Origin of the sequence: Streptomyces sp. TRM64462, assembly GCF_013362995.1 — a bacterium.
Taxonomy (GTDB): Bacteria; Actinomycetota; Actinomycetes; order Streptomycetales; family Streptomycetaceae; genus Streptomyces.
Window position 1 is genome coordinate 1 of sequence record NZ_JABWDV010000413.1, and the last position, 17,456, is coordinate 17,456.

The window sequence follows — 17,456 nt, forward strand, 5'->3', positions numbered from 1 at the left end:
GTTGGCGGACCGGTTGGCGAACCGGTTGGCGAGCCAGGCTCAGTCGCGGATGGGGAAGCCCTCGATGACGCAGCGGAACGTCAGGCTGTCCTGCTGGAGGCCGATGACCTCGACGGCGGTGGCGGCTCCGGACCGCGGGGATATGGAGTGCGCCTCTATCCAGCAGGGCGTGTCGAACTCCACGTACCGGTTCGCGTACATGGCGGCCGCCGTCGGGTTGAAGTGCGGCGCCCCCGCGAAGGCGTACGCGGCCTGCTGCGCCGCCTCCAGCAGGACGAGGCCCGGGGCGTGGTCCACGGCGTGGTCCATGAGCGCCGGGTGGCCGGTGTCGCTGCGCAGCATCCACCGGTTCGGCCGGTCCGTGGGCGCCAGGGCCACCTCGTCGGGGGCGATGCGGCCCACGGTGTACGGGGCGGCCGGCGACGCGCAGTCGCCCGGACGGGCCGTCAGGTGCGGGCCGCGCAGCCGGCTGTACACCCGGGGCGGTACCCACGAGAAGACCGAGTCGCTGGTCGCGAAGGTCTCGCCGCGCTGGCGCATGACCGTCTCGACCCGCAGGCTCCGCCGGTCCTGCCACGAGTAGGCGGCGGTGACGTGGATCGGGTCCGTCATGGTGGTGCGGTGGCCCGGGACCGTGCTGTACGCCATCTCGTTCATCAGGAACTGGTCCGACGTGGGGACTTCGAACGCGGCGTGCGCCAGGGACAGACCGACCTGGCGGATCGTCTGCGCGACCAGCATGTGGGGGTGGGCGCTCCCCGGGGCGGGAGCGAAGAAGCAGTGGTCGCGGGACCAGTCGACGCGCACCGAGAAGTTCAGTTCGTCGAGCTGGATCCAGTCCGTGATCAGCACATCGCGCTGGGAAACGCGGTGGGCGAACCGGGCCGGAGGTGCGTCGTGCCGGGTGGGCGGAGCCGCCGTGCGGTGCGGAGCCGCCGTGCGGTGCGGAGCAGGACTGATCACAGCGTTCGGATGCATCTCGATCCCCCAGAGAAGAGTTACGACGTCTCACGCGACCGCTCGATGCGATGCGCGCGGTGTGCCTCGTGCCTCGGGCCAAAAAGATACGGACGCATCGGTTTGATTTCAATGGGGTTCATGGGGTCGGAGCGGCGTGATCTTGTTGGAATCCCCGTGACCGCGAAGTTAAGATACGGCTCATCCGGTTTCTTGTGGTGGGGGGCCACCTGGACGAACACAGCAGGGAGGACGTTCATGGGAACGCAGCAGCGAGGCATGCAGCAACGGGCCGTCCGCACGCGTAACGCGGTACTGGAGGCCGCGGCGGAGATCTTCGCCGACCACGGCTACGAGGCGGCGACCATCACCGACATCCTCGAACGGGCTGGTGTCACCAAGGGCGCCCTGTACTTCCACTTCAGCTCCAAGGAGGACCTCGCGCAGGGCGTGCTCGACCACGCGGTGACGGAGCCGCTGCCCGAGCAGCCCGTCAGGCTGCAGGGTCTCGTGGACGTGGGCCTGGTCCTCGCGCACCGGCTGCCGCGCGAACCGCTGTTGCGGGCGTCGGCGCGGCTCGCCGCCGACCAGGGCAAGCGGGACTTCTTCGGCAGCCCCTGGCACGAGTGGGTCAAGGTGACGGCGGGTCAGCTCACCGAGGCGAAGGACCGCGGCGAGGTGCTGTCACACGTGGACCCCGAGTCGACGGCGCAGACCCTGGTCGGCTCCTTCACCGGCATCCAGCTCGTGTCCCAGGCGTTCTCCCGCATGGCCGACCTGGACGAGCGTGTCGCGCAGATGTACGCGCTGGTCATGCCGGCCATCGCCACGCCCGCGATCCTCGGGCAGCTCGACATGGCGCCGTCGCGCGGCGCCCGGCTCTTCGCCGAGCAGCGGGAGCAGATCGCCGAGGCGGGCTGAACCGGAGCCGTACGGCGCGGCAACTCAGAACAACCCAGCCCAACCCAGAACAAACCAGCACAACCCGGCACAACAGCACGGCAGCGAGAAGTACGGTCGATTCATCCGACGGTCCGTCACACAAGGGGGCACTGCCAGCATGAGCGCACTCAACGAGAAGACCGCCCTGGTCACAGGAGCGAGCCGGGGCATCGGCCGCGGCACGGCGGAACGGCTCGCCCGCGACGGCGCGCTCGTCGCCGTCCACTACGGCAGCAACGAGACCGCTGCCCGCGCCACGGTCGACGCGATACGCGCGGCGGGCGGCCGGGCGTTCCCCGTACGGGCCGACCTCGCCGCACCGGACGCCGCGGCGCAGCTCTACGCGGCGCTCGACGCGGGCCTGGCCGCCGAAGGCGCGGCCCCGGGCCTGGACATCCTCGTCAACAACGCCGCGATCGGGCCGCTCGCGGACATCGACGCCGTGACGCCCGAGCACTTCGACGAGGTGTTCTCGGTCAACGTACGGGCGCCGTTCTTCCTGGTCCAGCAGGGTCTGAAGCGGCTGCGCGACGGGGGCCGCGTCATCAACGTGACGTCCGCCGTGACCCGTATCGCGTTCCCCGAGGCCATCGCGTACTCGATGTCGAAGGGCGCCGTCGAGGTGTTCACGACCGCGCTCGCCAAGCAGCTCGGGCCGCGCGGGATCACCGTGAACACGGTGGCGCCCGGGTTCGTCGAGACGGACATGAACGCGCCGCTGCGGCAGACCCCCGAAGGGGCGGCGCACCTCGCGTCGTACTCGGTCTTCGACCGGATCGGGCAGCCCGCCGACGTGGCGGATGTGGTCGCGTTCCTCGCCTCCGACGACGCGCGCTGGCTGACGGGCCAGTGGCTGGGCGCCACCGGGGGGTCGGAGCTGTGACGGCGCGGGCCACGCGGGGCGCGCCGGTCACGTCGGCCACGCCGGGCGCGCCGGTCACGTCGGCCACGTCGGCCGCGTCGGCCGCGTCGGCTACGCCGGGCACGTCGGGCACGCCGGGCACGTCGGCCACGCCCGGCAGGTCGGCCGCGGCGGGCGCGCCGGTCACGCGGGCCACGCCCGGCGTGTCGGTCACGCCCGGCACGTCGGTCACGCCCGGCGCGCCCGGCGTGTCGGGCTCCCCCGAGTGGTCCCGGATCTCCGGGACGACGCGCCTGTACGCCGTGCTCGGTGACCCCGTCGCGCAGGTCCAGGCGCCGGCCATGGTCAACCCGCTGCTCGCGGCGCTCGGCAGGGACGCCGTGCTCGTCCCCGTACACGCTCCGGCGGACCGGCTCGACGAGGTCGTGAGGGGGCTCCAGGCCATCGGGAACCTCGACGGGCTGCTCGTCACCGTGCCCCACAAAGCGGCCGTCCGGCGCTTCGCGGACGTCCTGAGCCCCGCCGTCGAGCTGTCCGGCAGCGCCAACGCGCTGCGCCGCGAGCCCGACGGGCGCTGGCACGCGGACAACTTCGACGGCGCCGGCTTCGTCGCCGGCCTGGCCGCGGCCGGGCGCCGTACGGCGGGCGCCCGCGTCGTGCTGGTCGGCACCGGCGGCGCGGGCTGCGCCATCGCCCCGGCCCTGCTCGACGCGGGCGCCGCCCGGCTGGTCCTCCACGACCTCGACCACGACCGCGCCGCCGCACTCGCCGCCCGCCTCGACACACGCTGGCCCGGCCGCACGGTGTGCCGCGCACCGGGCGCACCGGTCGACGCCGACACGGACGCGGACGCCGCCGACATGGTCGTCAACGCGACGCCGCTCGGCCTGCGCCCCGACGACCCGCTGCCGTTCGAGCCGGCGAAGCTCGCGCCCGGCACGCTCGTCGCCGACATCATCATGAAGCCCCGCGAGACCGCCCTGCTGCGCGAGGCGGCCGCGCAGGGCCTTCCCGTCCACCCCGGCGCCCCCATGCTGGAGCGCCAACTCGACCTGTACCGCGCCTACTTCGGGTTCGACACACCCCCGGCGGCGGGCGATTACCGTCAGGTGGGCGGCCGGTACCCGGAGCGAACCTAGCCTGACGGCATGCAGCCGACCATCGCACCGCGGACGCCTGTCCCGACCCCTCGTACCCAGCCTCTCCCCGAGCCCTCCTCGGCCACCGGCAGCACGATCGAGGACCGGCTCGCCGAGGCGCTGGCCCGGCCCGCCGCCCAGCAGCCGCAGTGGCCCGACCCCGTTGCCGCGCTCGGCGCGACCGGCACCCTGGAGACCCTGCCCCCGCTCGTCGTCCCGCAGGAGGTCGACCGCCTCCAGGAACGGCTCGCGGAGGTCGCCCAGGGCAAGGCGTTCCTGCTGCAGGGCGGCGACTGCGCCGAGACGTTCGCCGGCAACACCGAGTCGCACGTCCGCGCGAACCTGCGAACCCTCGTCCAGATGGCCGTCGTCCTCACGTACGCGGCGAGCATGCCCGTCGTGAAGGTCGGCCGGATCGCCGGCCAGTACGCCAAGCCCCGTTCCAACAGCACCGACTCGCTGGGCCTGCCCGTCTACCGCGGCGACATCGTCAACGGCTTCGACCCGGTCCCCGAGGCGCGCGTCGCGGACCCGGCGCGGATGCTCCAGGCGTACGCGCACTCCAGCGCCGCCCTCAACCTGACGCGCGCGTACGCCGGTTCCGGCTTCGCGGACCTGCACCGGGTCCACGAGTGGAACCGCGACTTCCTGCGCACCTCACCGGTCGGGGAGCGGTACGAGGCCCTCGCCACCGAGATCGACCGGGGCCTCGACTTCATGTCCGCGTGCCGGGTCGACCACCGCGCCCTGCACAGCACCGAGATCTGGGCCAGCCACGAGGCGCTGCTCCTGGAGTACGAGCGCGGCCTGCTGCGCCGCGCCCCCGCGGCCGACGGCACCGAGAAGCTGTACGGACTGTCCTCGCACTTCCTGTGGATCGGGGAGCGCACCCGGCAGCTCGACGGCGCGCACATCGCGCTCGCCGGGCTGCTCGCCAACCCGGTCGGCCTGAAGATCGGCCCGGGCACCACGCCCGAGCAGGCCGCCGAGTACGTGGAGCGGCTCGACCCGCACGGGGTGCCCGGGCGGCTCACCCTCATCAGCCGTATGGGCAGCGGGAAGATCCGCGACGTGCTGCCCCCGATCGTGGAGCGGGTCACCGCCACGGGCCACCAGGTCGTGTGGCAGTGCGACCCGATGCACGGCAACACGCACGAGGCCGCGAGCGGCTACAAGACCCGCCACTTCGACCGCATCACGGACGAGGTCGAGGGCTTCTTCGAGGTGCACCGGCAGCTCGGCACCCACCCGGGCGGCCTGCACATCGAACTGACCGGGGACGACGTCACCGAGTGCGTGGGCGGCGCCCAGGCCATCGACGACTCCGGCCTCGCCGAGCGGTACGAGACGTACTGCGACCCCCGCCTGAACCCGCAGCAGTCCATGGAGCTCGCGTTCCTCGTGGCCGAGATGCTCCGCGCCTGACGGCCCCACCCTCAGCACGACCCCTTGAGCCCAACCCCCTCACCCAACCGACCGACCACACAACTCCTGAACTCCTGGAGGCAGATACCCATGGGCACCTCGCCCGCCGCGACGGCCTCGCGCTGGCTGTCCCTCGCAGTGCTCTGCGCGGGACAACTGATGATCATTCTCGATCAGAACATCGTCAACGTCGCTCTTCCCGCCGTGCAGGCCGACCTCGGGTTCTCCCCGGCGGACCTGGTCTGGACCGTCAACGCCTATGTGATCCCGTTCGGCGGTCTGCTGCTCCTCGCCGGCCGGCTCGGCGACCTCCTCGGCCGCAAGCGCGTCTTCCTCACCGGTCTCACGCTGTTCACCGTCGCCTCGCTGGCCTGTGGTCTCGCCACCGGCCAGGAGATGCTGATCGTCTCCCGGTTCGTCCAGGGCATCGGCGGCGCCGTCACATCGGCCGGCATCCTCGGCATGATCGTGACGCTGTTCTCGGAGCCGCGTGAGCAGGCGAAGGCCATCGGCGCGTTCAGCTTCGCCTCGGCCGGCGGCGGCGCCATCGGCCCCCTGGTCGGCGGTCTCCTCACGGACACCATCGACTGGAGCTGGATCTTCTTCATCAACATCCCGATCGGCGCCGTCGTCGTCCTCATGGCGATGCGCACCCTGCGCGACGACCGCGGCCCGGGCCTCGGCAACAAGGCCGACTTCCCCGGCGCCGTCCTGGTCACGGCCGGTCTGATGCTGCTCGTCTACACGATCGTCGGCATCGAGGAGAACGGCTGGTCGTCCGGCCACACCCTCGGCTTCGCCGCGCTCTCCGCCGTACTCCTGGTCGCGTTCCTGGTCCGCGAGTCGAAGGCGGCCGCGCCGCTGCTGCCGATGCGGCTGTTCCGCTCCCGCAACGTCACCGGCGCCAACCTGATCCAGCTGCTGATGATCGGCGCCATGTTCGGCTTCCTGTACTTCGGCACGCTCTACCTGCAGCGCGTGCTCGGGTACGACCCGATGCAGACCGGTCTGGGCTTCGTGCCGGTCGCCGTGGCGATCGCCGCGGTGTCGCTCGGCCTGTCCGCCAAGCTCATCACCAAGTTCGGCGCCAAGGCCGTCCTCATCACCGGTCTGCTGCTGATCGCCGCCGGCTTCGCGCTGTTCTCGCGCATCCCCGTCGACGGCAGCTACCTGGCGGACTTCCTGCCGGCGAACCTGCTGCTCGGTGTCGGCTTCGGTGCCGCCATGCCGGCGCTGATGATGCTGGGCCTGTCGGGTGCGACACCGGAGGACTCCGGTGTCATCTCGGGCGTCTTCAACACCTCGCAGCAGGTGGGCGGCGCCGTCGGCCTGGCCGTCCTCAACACGCTTGCCACCGCCCACGCCGGTGCCGACCCGACGCCCGCCGACATGACGTCCGGCTACCGGCTTGCCTTCACCATCGCGGTCGGCTTCATCGTGGCCGCCGTCCTGCTGGCCGCGGTCGTCCTGCGGCGCGCCGACGCGGGCGGCTCCGCGGAGGCGGGCGCGGACGCGGGCGAGCCCGCCAAGACCGAGGCGGACCAGACCCCGGTCCCGACGGCGCTCTGACAGCAGTCCGTACCAGTACGCAGCCGCCCGGCCGCTTGGGGAACCCGCCCCAGGCGGCCGCGCGGCGTCTCAGCCGGCGTGGAGGATCCGAAAGCGATCGGGTTCCGCCGGGTCCCGGTCGACGACGTGGACCGGCGTCCAGGCCCATTGCCACACGCTGATGCCCGGCGAGCGGGAGAACTGGATCTGCCCGCGGGTGCCTTCGACGGCGACGCGCGGCCAGGACGCGGCCGTGCGCGCCCGGTCCGTGCCGTGAGAACGCAGCACATCGGCGAGGACGGTGACCGTGTCGTAGCCCTCGAAGGCGACGAAGGAAGGCGCCTCGGCCAGCCGCTCACGCAGGGCCGTCTCGACTCGTGCACCGAGTGGGCCGAGGCGCTCGGGAAGATAGCGCAAGAACGGGACCGCGGCGCCGTCGCCGCCCAGCAGCCTCGCCCATTCGGCGAACTCCGGTTGCCCGGCAGGAGCACCCATCACGATCTCGGCGAGGCGCTGGTCGCGGCGGACGGACCTGACGATCGACACCGCCGGCTCCGGGGTGCCGACCAGAAGGAGGAGGGCTGTCGCGCGATGGTCGACGAGTGCGTCGCACACGGCCGTGGGGGCGAGCGCGCGCATGTCGAGTTCGATGACGGTACCGCCGCGTGGAGCGAGTTGGTCCCGCAGAATGCGGGCCCCTGACGCCCAGTAGACACTCGGCTCGGCCGCTACGGCGATGCGGCTGTGGCCCGCGCCGAGGAGGAAGTCCGCGTAGATCCGCCAGCCGTGGGACTGCGCCGGGGCGAGGCGCGCGACCCATTCCGTCGGCTGTTCGGTGAGCGCGTCGAGAACCGCTGACGAGCAGAGGAACGGCAGACCCAGGGCGTCGGCCCTGGCGGCAGCGGCGCGAGCGACGACGCTGTGATACTCCCCCGCCAGGGCGGCCACGCCCAGGCGGGCCAGTTCGTCCACGGCCGCCACGGCCCGCTGCGGATCGGCAGCGGTGTCGCGGACCACCAGCTCAAGTGGCCTTCCGTCGATCCCGCCGGCGTCATTGACGTCGGATGCGGCCAACTCGAGGCCGGCGAGCAGGTGTCGGCCCGCCTCGACCCAGCCGGGCCGGGTCAGCGGAACGAGCGCGCCGATCTGGACGGCTGAGCCGTCGGTCCGCTCCGCGCCAAGGGGCGATGGTGGTGTCTTCATGTGTGGGCGTCTCCCGAGTGATGAGGGTTGCAGTGTGCCCGGAGTCGGAGGCCGCCCTTCGCGCCTGCTGCTCCGAGCGGGCAGCCACATGACACGGGGCCCCGGCCAGGTTCTGGTCGGGGCCCGTGTCGCGGCGTGGGGGTCAGCTGCCGATGCTGCGGGGGTGGCGGAAGAAGTCGGTCGGGTCGTAGGCGTTCTTGATGGCCGTCAGCATGCGGTAGTTGCCGCCGTAGTACTTGGTCTGCCAGTTCGGCAGTTCGCTGCTGGTGAAGTTGACGTACGCGCCGCTGGAGAACGGGTCGATGACGCGGCCGCCGTTGCCCGTCCACGTGTCGGCGTGGGTGACGTCCTGCGCGGACGGGGTGGACGTGGCCATCTGGTCGACGAAGCCCATGACGTACTGGGCGTCGCGGTGCCAGAACGCCGACGCGTAGCGGCTCGTCCGGCCGAGGGCGCCGCCGAGGGCCATGGTGTGCAGGATGCGCGTGTGGCCCGCGGCGCGGTCCGCCTCGAAGGCGTCGAGCACCGCGCCGATCTCGGACGGGGTCATGACGCGGTTGAAGAAGCGGTAGCTCTCGCGCTGGTGGCCGGTGCGGCCGAGCTGCGCGTCCGGGTTCGTGCCGGCCCGCTGGCACTGGTTGATGGTGAACTGGTCGCAGTGGTAGACGCGCTTCATCGCGTCGGCGTACGACAGGTCCGCGGTCACCGAGGACTGCGGCTGCGCCCCGGCGAGCGACGCGAACTGGGCCAGCGCCGCGTCGAGTTCCGCCTGCGGGCCCAGGTAGCCGCCGGTGACCAGGACCATCGGCTTGGTGCCGGGCGCGGCGTCCGGCATGAGCAGCACGAACTGGCCGGCGAGGCTGTCGGAGCCGTTCTCCATCCACCGCTGCCAGGCGCCGAAGACGTCCGCGGCGCGGTCGTAGTCCCACCACTGCTCGTAGTAGACCATCCGCGGCGCGTCCACCGGGCGGACCTCGTAGTCCACGACGACACCGAAGTTGCCGCCACCGCCGCCCCGCAGGCCCCAGTAGAGCGCGGCGTCGGAGGACGAGGAGGCGCGGACGACGCTGCCGTCGGCGAGGACCACGGTGGCCGCCGCGACCCGGTCGCTGCCCGTGCCGAACTTGCGGGTCTGGTAGCCGATGCCGCCGCCGAGGAAGAACCCGCCGGGGCAGACCGTCGGGCACGTACCCGTCGCGATCTGCTTGCCGTACGGCTGGAGCGCGTCGATCGCCAGGATGGACTGGGCGCCGGGGCCCAGACGGACCGTGGTGCCGTTCGGGGTGGCGTGCCGGATGCGGGACACGTCGACGACGATGCCGTCACCGGTCGACCAGCCCGAGTAGTTGTGGCCGCCGCTGCGGGTGCGGACCGACAGGCCCTCGGCGCCGGCGAAGCGTATGACACGGGAGACGTCCTGCGGGGTCTCGCAGTACGCGATGGCCTCCGGGCTGACCGCGTCGTACTGGGCGATCTGCATCTGCTTGGCCAGGTCGTAGCCGCTGTCCGTGGGCAGCAGCAGATCGCCCTGGAGGCTGCCGCGCAGCGAGTCGTACGCGGACTTGGCGGCGCCGAACGACACGGCCGTGCCGTAGCCGGCGAACGCCCCCGCGGCCGCGGCGGCGCCGCCCGCCCGGATGAAATTACGGCGGTTGAGCATTGGACCATTCCTCCCGTTTTTGTGAACCATGGCCGGAAGGAAAGCTAGGTGACAGGGGGAAGTGTGCGGGAATCCCGAGTCAATTCATCGGGAACTGGCCGGATGTGAATATTCCGCATCGCGGGCCCGGGAAAGCAGGAATGGCGTCCGGCGGGGGATGTCTCGGACGCCATTCCTGCAGGCACGCTAGCCGAAGCGGTTCCGTGCCCGCCAGGTCTGTCATCCCTGCGGGACGAATTCAAGGGGGGTTTCAGGGGGGTCTTTCGCGGTAGTTCCAGGAAATGGTCTGCGGGTAGGGTGCCGGTGTTCCCCTGTCATTTCTTCGAGGCTTCCGAAAGGTCGATCCTTCATGCTCGACATCGAGGCGTACGCTGCTCATCTGGGCCTGTCGGGCCCGCTGGAGCCGACTCTGGAGACGCTGCGCGCCCTGCACAAGCGGCACCTCATGACGGTCCCGTTCGACAACGCCCGGCACGTACACAAGGGCGCCGCCGTGTGGGACGAGGCGGCCGGCGCCGACCCGCAGGAGCTCTTCGAGCACCTCATCACCGGCCGCAACGGCGGCGTCTGCCACGAACTCAACGGGCTCTTCCGCACCCTGCTGCGCCAGCTCGGCTTCGACGTGTTCATCCTGTCCGCCGGCATCCGCGGCGCCGACCAGCAGTTCGGCCCCGACCTCGACCACATGCTCAACGGCGTCCGCATCGACGGCGAGCTGTACCTCGCCGACGTCGGCTACGTCGGCCCGTCGTTCGTCGAACCGCTGCACGTGTCCCCGGAGATCCAGGAGCAGAACGGCTTCCGCTTCCAGGTCGTCGAGGACGGCGACTACCACATCGTGCGCCGCCAGGGCGCCACCGGCGACTGGATCCCAGTCTTCCGCTTCCGGGACGAGCCGCGCGAACTGACCGCCTGGGACGGCTACGCCGCCTCCCTCACCGACCGCGCCGAATGGGAGTGGGAGGGCCAGCAGCTCAGCTCCACCACCGTCATCCGCGGCCGCGCCTTCGAGACCGGCCAGAAGATCCTCATCGGCCGCCGCCACGTCATCTCCGAGAACGGCACCGAGACCTTCAAGACCATCATCGACAAGCAGGCGTACGAGGACCTCGTCGCCGACATTCTGCGGACCGAAACGGCCCGCGCCGCCGCCTGAACCGCCCCTTCTGAACCGCCCCTTCAGGACACGCACGCGCACACGGGAACGCCCGGCTGGTCACCAGCCGGGCGTTCCCGCGTCCCACGGCACCCGACCGGCTCAGCCGACCGGGGCCGGCACCGATGCGCCCAGGGCGTCGCGCAGGCCCGTCAGGACGAGCGCCAGCTCCTCGCGGTCGGCCGCAGCGCCGTACACGTAGAAGTCCGGCCGTACCAGGAGCGTCCGCGTCCGGCACTCCGCCAGATAGGCCTCGTACACGCCGTCCACGTCGACCACCTGGTGCGGTGCCGAGGCCCGCGAACCCGCCGGCAGCACCTGCACCACATGGGTGCCCAGGCGGGCCAGGAACGCGCGGTCCGCCGCGTCCAGCAGCTCCGCCGGGTCGTCCGCCGTCAGCAGGACGAACCCGAGGCCCACGACCTCGTCGAACAGGCCCGTGACCCCGCCCCGGGACACCCGGCCCTGCGGCGTCAGGTCGCCCGACGGGCGGCGCGGGGGCCTGCCGGCCGCCCGGCGGTGCAGGAGACCGTCCTTCAGCGGCTGGATCGCCGCGCGCGGCGCGCCCGCGCCCACGCCGCGCTCCCGGGCCGCCAGCATCGTCGCGTCCCGCTCGGCCGCCGCCACCGGGTCGTCCTGGCAGATGACCCGGCCCAGGTTCACCGACATGCCGATGGCGTGCTGCACATGGGCACGGCGCTCCAGCGTGTAGCTGTCCAGGATGTCGTCCGCGGCCCGGTCCGTCAGGACGAGGTCCAGCTTCCACGCCAGGTTCGCCGCGTCCCGGAAGCCCGAGCACATGCCCTGCGCCGCGAACGGCGGCATCAGGTGCGCCGCGTCGCCCGCCAGCAGCATCCGGCCCGTCCGCCACTGGTCCGTGTACCGGGCGTTGAACGTGTACACGGCGTGCCGCTCCAGGACCGCGTCCTGCGGCGTGATGCCCTCCCGCGCAAGCAACTGCCACGCGCGGTGCGGTGTGTTCAGCTCATCGACCGTCTCGCCGGCCACCCGCATGAACTCCCAGCGGCGGTGGCCAGGCCCCGCCGACACATGGGTGCGCGGCCGCTCCGGGTCGCACACCTGGAGGTTGTTCGGCTCGTACACGCGCTGCTCGTACGGTGCGACGTCACAGATCAGCCAGTCGTGCGAGAAGCCCAGGTCGGTGACGGTCGCGCCCATCACCTCCCGGACGAAGCTGTTGGCGCCGTCGCAGCCGACGATCCAGCCCGCCGTGAGGGTGCGGGGCCGCGCCGTGTCGTCGCCCGTCGGCCGTACGGTGAGCTCCACGCCGTACGGGGTCGTGCGCAGGTCCACGGCCTCCTGGCCGCGCAGGACGGTCAGCGAGGGGAGTTCGGCGCCCCGCGCCTCCAGGGCCGCCTCAAGGCCCGGCTGGTACATGGCCGTCGAGTCGGCCCAGCCGCAGCGGCCCTCCTGCGACGCCTCGATCCGCAGCAGCGTCCGCCCCTCGGCGTTCAGCCACTCGTACGTGCCGGACGGCTCCGAGAAGGAGGGGATCGCGTCGCCGATGCCGGCGGCCGCCAGGATCCGCGCCGACTCGCTGTCGAAGTTGACCGCGCGCGGCATCGCGTACGCCGATGGCCACCGCTCGACGACGGTGACCCGGTGGCCGCGCCGGGCCAGCAGGACGGACAGGGTCTGGCCGACCGGGCCGTAGCCCACGACGAGGACGTCGGCATCCTCATGGGCCGTGGTGTGCGTGGTGTGCATGGTGATGGTCTCCGATCCATCCGCGTCGCCGGGGACGGGCGGGCCGTACGGACAGGGCCGTACGGACAGGGCCGTACGGCTCCGCCCGCCCCCGGCGGTTGTCGTGTCAGGCGTTCGCCGGGCGTCAGGCGTTCGCCGGGGCGCCCGCCCCGATCAGCGGCTCCAGGAACTCCGCGACCATGCCGGGCGTCGGCTGGTCGAACAGCAGCATCGCGGGGAGCTGGAGACCCGTGGCCTCCGCGATGCGGTTGCGGAGTTCGACGGCGGTCAGGGACGTGAAGCCGACGTCGAAGAAGCCGCTGTTCTCCTCGATCTCCTCGATGTCGTCGAGACCGAGCACGGCCGCCGCCTCCGTCCGCACGGCGTGCGTCAGGACGTCGATCCGCTCGTCCGTGCCGAGACCCGCGAGCCGCGCCGCGAGCACCTCGCCGGGCTCCGGGGCGCCCTCCTCCGGGATGTCCGCCGCCTGCGCGGCCTGCTCGGTGTTGCCGATCATGATGGAAGCCTCCAGCCAGTAGCTACGGTGTTGGAACGCGTACGTAGGAAGGTCGGTCCTGCGGGCACCGCTGCCGACGAGCAGCGGACCGAAGTCGACGGGCAGGCCCCGCACCTGGAGCTGCGCCAGGGAGCCCACCAGGGTCGCCAGACCGCCCTCGCCGCGCCGCAGCGAACCGGTGACCACGCCGCCGCCCGGCACGCCCTCCAGGGCCTGCTGGAGCGCCGGCACCAGCACCGGGTGCGGGCTCGACTCGACCCACACGCCGTAGCCCTCGTCGCGCAGCGTCGCCGCCGCGTCCGCGAACCGCACGGTGCGGCGCAGGTTCTCGTACCAGTACGCCGCGTCGGTGTCGCCCGCGCCGATCCAGCGCCCTGTCACCGTCGACAGCATCGGCACGCTCGGGCGGCGGCCCTCGACCGGCGCCAGCAGCTCGGCGAGCCGCTCCTGGATGTCCTCGACGTGCGGCGAGTGCGACGCGTAGTCCACGGGGATACGGCGCACCCGCACGCCCTCGTCGGTGAGCCGCGCCGTGAACGCGTCCAGCGCCTCCGAGCCGCCCGCGACGACCGTGAAGCCCGGTCCGTTGACCGCCGCGACCGCCAGGTCCGCGCTCCACGGCTCCAGGCGCCGCTCGGTCTCGTCGGCCGGCAGGAACACCGTCGCCATGCCGCCCTTGCCGGTGATCGCCCCGATGGCCTGGCTCCGCAGCGTCACCACCCGGGCCGCGTCCGCCAGGGACAGCGCGCCGCTGACGGCGGCCGCCGCGATCTCGCCCTGCGAGTGGCCGACCACCGCGTCCGGCTCGATGCCGTACGCACGCCACACCTCGGCCAGCGCCACCATCATCGCGAACGACACCGGCTGCACGACGTCCACGCGCTCCAGCGAGGCCGCGCCCTCGGTCTGCCGCAGCACATCGGTGAGCGACCAGTCGACGTACGGCGCGAACGCCTTCTCGATCTCCGCGATACGGGCCGCGAACACCGGCGACTCGTCGAGCAGCCGCCCGCCCATGCCCGCCCACTGCGAGCCCTGCCCCGGGAACACGAACACGACCCGGCCGTCCGTGTCCGCCGTACCCCGCACGACCCCGTCGGGGGACTCGCCCGCGGCGAGCCCGCTCAGCGCCTCCAGGGCGTCCGCGCGGCTCGCCGCCAGGACGACCGCCCGGCGCTCCATCGCCTCACGGGTCGTCAGCAACGAGTGCGCCACGTCGACGAGTTCCAGGTCGGGGCGGGCCACGAGGTGGTCGTGCAGCCGCGCCGCCTGGCCGCGCAGGGCCTGCGCGGAACGGGCGGACAGCACCCACGGCACGACGGGCGGGGTCACGCGCCCGGCGGACGCGGGGACCTCGGCGTCAGGGCCCGCGTCCGCGCCCGTGCCCGCGTCCGTGCCCGCGCCCGTGTGCTCCTGCTCCGGGGCCTGTTCGACGATGACGTGCGCGTTCGTGCCGGACACCCCGAACGACGAGACACCCGCACGGCGCGGACGCCCGGTCTCGGGCCACGGCCGGCTCTCGGCGAGCAGTTCGACACCGCCGTCGGACCAGTCGACGTGCGGGGTCGGCTCGTCGATGTGGAGGGTCTTGGGCAGCACGCCGTTACGGATGGCCTCGACCATCTTGATGACCCCGGCGACACCGGCTGCCGACTGCGCGTGCCCGATGTTGGACTTGAGGGAGCCGAGCCAGAGCGGCCGGTCGGCGGGCCGGTCCTGGCCGTACGTCGCGATGAGGGCCTGCGCCTCGATCGGGTCGCCCAGCTTTGTGCCCGTACCGTGCGCCTCGACCGCGTCCACGTCCCGAGTCGTCAGGCCGGCGCTCGCCAGGGCCTGGCGGATGACGCGCTGCTGGGAGGGGCCGTTGGGGGCGGTCAGCCCGTTGGACGCGCCGTCCTGGTTGACCGCCGTGCCCCGGATGACCGCCAGGACCGGGTGGCCGTTGCGGCGGGCGTCCGACAGCCGCTCCAGCAGGATCAGGCCCGCGCCCTCGGACCAGCCCGTGCCGTCCGCCCCGGCCGCGAACGCCTTGCAGCGCCCGTCAGGGGCCAGCCCGCGCTGCCGCGAGAACTCCACGAACACGCCCGGCGACGCCATCACGGCCACCCCGCCCGCCAGCGCCATCGAGCACTCGCCGCTGCGCAGCGCCTGCGCCGCCAGGTGGATCGCCACCAGCGACGACGAGCACGCCGTGTCCAGGGTCACCGAGGGACCCTCGAATCCGAACGTGTACGAGATGCGGCCCGACGCCACACTGCCCGAGTTGCCGATGCCCAGCAGCCCCTCCACGTCCTTGGGTATCTGCTGAAGGCGCCCCGCGTAGTCGTGGTACATCACGCCCGCGTACACGCCGACGCTGCTGCCGCGCAGCGCGCTCGGCGCGATCCCGGCCCGCTCGAACGTCTCCCACGCCGTCTCCAGCAGGATCCGCTGCTGCGGGTCCGTCGCCAGCGCCTCACGCGGCGCGATGCCGAAGAAGCCGGCGTCGAACTCGTCCGCGTCGTGCAGGAAGCCGCCCTCGCGGACGTACGACTTGCCCGAGGCCTCCGGGTCCGGGTCGTACAGCTCGTCCGTGTTCCAGCCGCGGTCGGCGGGGAACTCGCTGATGGCGTCGGTGCCGTCGGCGACCAGCCGCCACAGCTCCTCCGGCGTGTTCACACCGCCGGGCAGCCGGCACGCCATGCCGACGATCGCGAGGGGCTCCTTCGCCTCGGCCTCCGCCCTGGCGCGCTCCCGCTTGAGCCGCTCGTTCTCGATGAGCGAGGCCCGCAGCGCCTCGACGAGCTGGGCGGTCCTGTCCTCTGATGCGGTCATTGCTTCCTCCGTGTGGGACTCGGTCACTTGGACTCGCCGCCCAGGGCGAGCGCGAGCAGACTGTCGACGCTCATGGCGCCGATGAGTTCGGATGCGGCGGGCTCTTCGCCAGCGCCAGCGCCAGCGCCAGCGCCAGCGGCAGCGGCAGCGGTACCGGCCGGTACGAGGACGTCCGCCTCGTGGGAGGCCGCGTCGTCGCCGCCCCCGTCCAGGTGCGGCAGCACCCGCTCGATGACGCCGAGTTCGCCCAGCCGCGCCAGCGGGGCGCTCGCCAGGAACCGCCGGATCGCCTCCTCCCGCGCGGCCGCGCCCGGCAGGTCGGCGCCCGCGTCGCCCGCGCCGTCCGCGCCGGCGGGCAGGCCGGGCGTGAGCGTCGCCAGCAGGTGCCCGGCGAGCGCGGCCGGGTTCGGATAGTCGAAGACGAGCGTGGCGGGCAGCTTGATGCCGGTCGCCGTGGTCAGCCGGTTGCGCAGCTCCACTGCGGCCAGCGAGTCGAACCCGACCTCCTTGAACGCCTGGCCCGCCTTCACGGCCTCCGCTCCGGAGTGCCCCAGCGCGGCCGCCGCCTCGGTGCGTACGAGGGTCAGCACCTCGCGCTGCCGCTCCTCCGGGCCCAGCGCCGCGAGCCGGTCGGTGAACGTCCGGGCCGATGCCACGGCCGTGTCGGCGGCCTGCTTGCGGGCGGGCCGTACCAGCCCGTGCAGCAGGACCGGCACGGGCTGGTGCTGCGCGTACGCGGCGAGGTCCAGCTTCGCCGGTACGAGCGCGGGCTGCGCGGCCGTGAGCGCCGTGTCGAACAGGGCGAGGCCCTGCTCGGCGGTGAGGGCGCGCATACCGTCCCGCTTGGCCCGCCGGCCGGTCTCGTCGGCCAGCGTGGACGCCATGCCGCCGGTCTGCTCCCACAGGCCCCAGGCGAGCGAGGTCGCCGGGAGGCCGAGGGTGCGGCGGTGGCGGGCCAGTTCGTCCAGGAACGCGTTTGCGGCTCCGTAGTTCGCCTGGCCGCGGTTGCCGAGCGTGCCCGTGACGGACGAGAACAGGACGAACGTGTCCAGGTCGATGCCGCGTTCGGTGGTCAGCTCGTGGAGGTGCCAGGCGCCGTCGGCCTTGGGGGCGAGGACGGTGTCCAGGCGCTCAGGGGTGAGCGACACCAGGGTGCCGTCGTCGAGTACACCGGCCGTGTGGATGACGGCGGTGACCCGGTGGCGGTCGAACAGCGCGGCGAGGGCGGCGCGGTCGCTCGTGTCGCAGGCCTCCACGGCCACGCTGCGGGCGCCCAGCTCCTTCAGTTCGGCGGCGAGGGCGTCCGCGCCTTCGGCGGCGGGGCCGCGTCGGCTGGTGAGGACGAGGGAGGTCACGCCGTGGGCGGTGACGAGGTGGCGGGCGAACAGGGCGCCGAGGGAGCCGGTGCCTCCGGTGATGAGGACGGTGCCGTCCGGACGGAAGACCTCCAGCTCTCCGGTGGCGGTCGTGCTGCCCCGGGTGAGGCGCGGCACGGTCAGGGCGCCGTCCGTGAGCGCGAACTGCGG

At 72.7% G+C, this 17,456-nt stretch carries 12 protein-coding genes; 6 read left to right on the forward strand and 6 right to left on the reverse strand.

Translation table 11 applies throughout. The features are described from left to right. Window positions 1-39 precede the first annotated feature (39 nt). Window positions 40-963: a ScbA/BarX family gamma-butyrolactone biosynthesis protein gene (locus HTZ82_RS25315; protein WP_217624557.1), complete on the reverse strand. Its 924-nt coding sequence runs from the start codon at window positions 961-963 to the stop codon at window positions 40-42. Between the two features lie 252 nt (window positions 964-1,215). Here HTZ82_RS25315 and HTZ82_RS25320 point away from each other — a divergent pair, with 252 nt between their 5' ends. From HTZ82_RS25320 to HTZ82_RS25340, 5 genes are all read left to right on the forward strand, one after another. Beyond that, window positions 1,216-1,878, forward strand: coding sequence for a ScbR family autoregulator-binding transcription factor (locus HTZ82_RS25320; protein WP_254712094.1), 663 nt, complete (start codon window positions 1,216-1,218; stop codon window positions 1,876-1,878). A 139-nt stretch (window positions 1,879-2,017) separates the two neighbouring features. Beyond that, window positions 2,018-2,782: an SDR family oxidoreductase gene (locus tag HTZ82_RS25325; RefSeq protein ID WP_175411722.1), complete on the forward strand. Its 765-nt coding sequence runs from the start codon at window positions 2,018-2,020 to the stop codon at window positions 2,780-2,782. Further along, on the forward strand, window positions 2,779-3,900 hold the full coding sequence (locus HTZ82_RS25330) for a shikimate dehydrogenase (protein WP_309235674.1): 1,122 nt from the start codon (window positions 2,779-2,781) through the stop codon (window positions 3,898-3,900). The genes HTZ82_RS25325 and HTZ82_RS25330 overlap by 4 nt, the downstream gene beginning before the upstream one ends. 9 nt (window positions 3,901-3,909) lie before the next feature. Next, complete coding sequence (locus HTZ82_RS25335) at window positions 3,910-5,325, forward strand: class II 3-deoxy-7-phosphoheptulonate synthase (RefSeq protein WP_175411723.1); 1,416 nt, start codon at window positions 3,910-3,912, stop codon at window positions 5,323-5,325. Window positions 5,326-5,415: 90 nt separating this feature from the next. Continuing rightward, window positions 5,416-6,894 carry a DHA2 family efflux MFS transporter permease subunit gene (locus tag HTZ82_RS25340; protein WP_175411724.1) on the forward strand — a complete coding sequence of 493 codons (1,479 nt, stop codon included), beginning with the start codon at window positions 5,416-5,418 and terminating at the stop codon, window positions 6,892-6,894. Window positions 6,895-6,963: 69 nt separating this feature from the next. On the opposite strand, the gene HTZ82_RS25345 is transcribed toward HTZ82_RS25340, so the two are convergent. Next, the gene (locus HTZ82_RS25345; protein ID WP_175411725.1) at window positions 6,964-8,076 is read right to left on the reverse strand and encodes an ABC transporter substrate-binding protein; all 1,113 of its coding nucleotides are present in this window, start codon (window positions 8,074-8,076) and stop codon (window positions 6,964-6,966) included. Between the two features lie 142 nt (window positions 8,077-8,218). Then, window positions 8,219-9,736, reverse strand: coding sequence for an FAD-binding oxidoreductase (locus tag HTZ82_RS25350; protein ID WP_175411726.1), 1,518 nt, complete (start codon window positions 9,734-9,736; stop codon window positions 8,219-8,221). A gap of 349 nt (window positions 9,737-10,085) precedes the next feature. Between HTZ82_RS25350 and HTZ82_RS25355 the strand changes: the two genes are divergently transcribed. After that, entirely contained in the window at window positions 10,086-10,892 is an 807-nt protein-coding gene (locus HTZ82_RS25355) for an arylamine N-acetyltransferase (RefSeq protein ID WP_175411727.1), read from the forward strand. A gap of 102 nt (window positions 10,893-10,994) precedes the next feature. On the opposite strand, the gene HTZ82_RS25360 is transcribed toward HTZ82_RS25355, so the two are convergent. The 3 genes from HTZ82_RS25360 to HTZ82_RS25370 all read right to left on the reverse strand — a co-directional run. Beyond that, window positions 10,995-12,620, reverse strand: coding sequence for a bifunctional 3-(3-hydroxy-phenyl)propionate/3-hydroxycinnamic acid hydroxylase (locus HTZ82_RS25360; protein WP_175411728.1), 1,626 nt, complete (start codon window positions 12,618-12,620; stop codon window positions 10,995-10,997). A 124-nt stretch (window positions 12,621-12,744) separates the two neighbouring features. Beyond that, window positions 12,745-15,930 (reverse strand): type I polyketide synthase, encoded by a 3,186-nt coding sequence (locus HTZ82_RS25365; RefSeq protein ID WP_175411729.1) that lies wholly within the window; start codon window positions 15,928-15,930, stop codon window positions 12,745-12,747. Window positions 15,931-15,953: 23 nt separating this feature from the next. Then, window positions 15,954-17,456, reverse strand: a 1,503-nt coding sequence (locus tag HTZ82_RS25370; protein WP_175411730.1) for a beta-ketoacyl reductase, incomplete at its 5' end; no start/stop codon positions are given.

Excerpts from the sequence above, each read along its gene's own strand:
- HTZ82_RS25345 (WP_175411725.1), bottom strand. The coding sequence starts at position 8,076 with ATGAAGACACCACCATCGCCCCTTGGCGCGGAGCGGACCGACGGCTCA.
- HTZ82_RS25320 (WP_254712094.1), top strand. The coding sequence starts at position 1,216 with ATGGGAACGCAGCAGCGAGGCATGCAGCAACGGGCCGTCCGCACGCGT.
- HTZ82_RS25340 (WP_175411724.1), top strand. The coding sequence starts at position 5,416 with ATGGGCACCTCGCCCGCCGCGACGGCCTCGCGCTGGCTGTCCCTCGCA.
- HTZ82_RS25355 (WP_175411727.1), top strand. The coding sequence starts at position 10,086 with ATGCTCGACATCGAGGCGTACGCTGCTCATCTGGGCCTGTCGGGCCCG.
- HTZ82_RS25325 (WP_175411722.1), top strand. The coding sequence starts at position 2,018 with ATGAGCGCACTCAACGAGAAGACCGCCCTGGTCACAGGAGCGAGCCGG.
- HTZ82_RS25365 (WP_175411729.1), bottom strand. The coding sequence starts at position 15,930 with ATGACCGCATCAGAGGACAGGACCGCCCAGCTCGTCGAGGCGCTGCGG.
- HTZ82_RS25360 (WP_175411728.1), bottom strand. The coding sequence starts at position 12,620 with ATGCACACCACGCACACCACGGCCCATGAGGATGCCGACGTCCTCGTC.
- HTZ82_RS25335 (WP_175411723.1), top strand. The coding sequence starts at position 3,910 with ATGCAGCCGACCATCGCACCGCGGACGCCTGTCCCGACCCCTCGTACC.
- HTZ82_RS25350 (WP_175411726.1), bottom strand. The coding sequence starts at position 9,736 with ATGCTCAACCGCCGTAATTTCATCCGGGCGGGCGGCGCCGCCGCGGCC.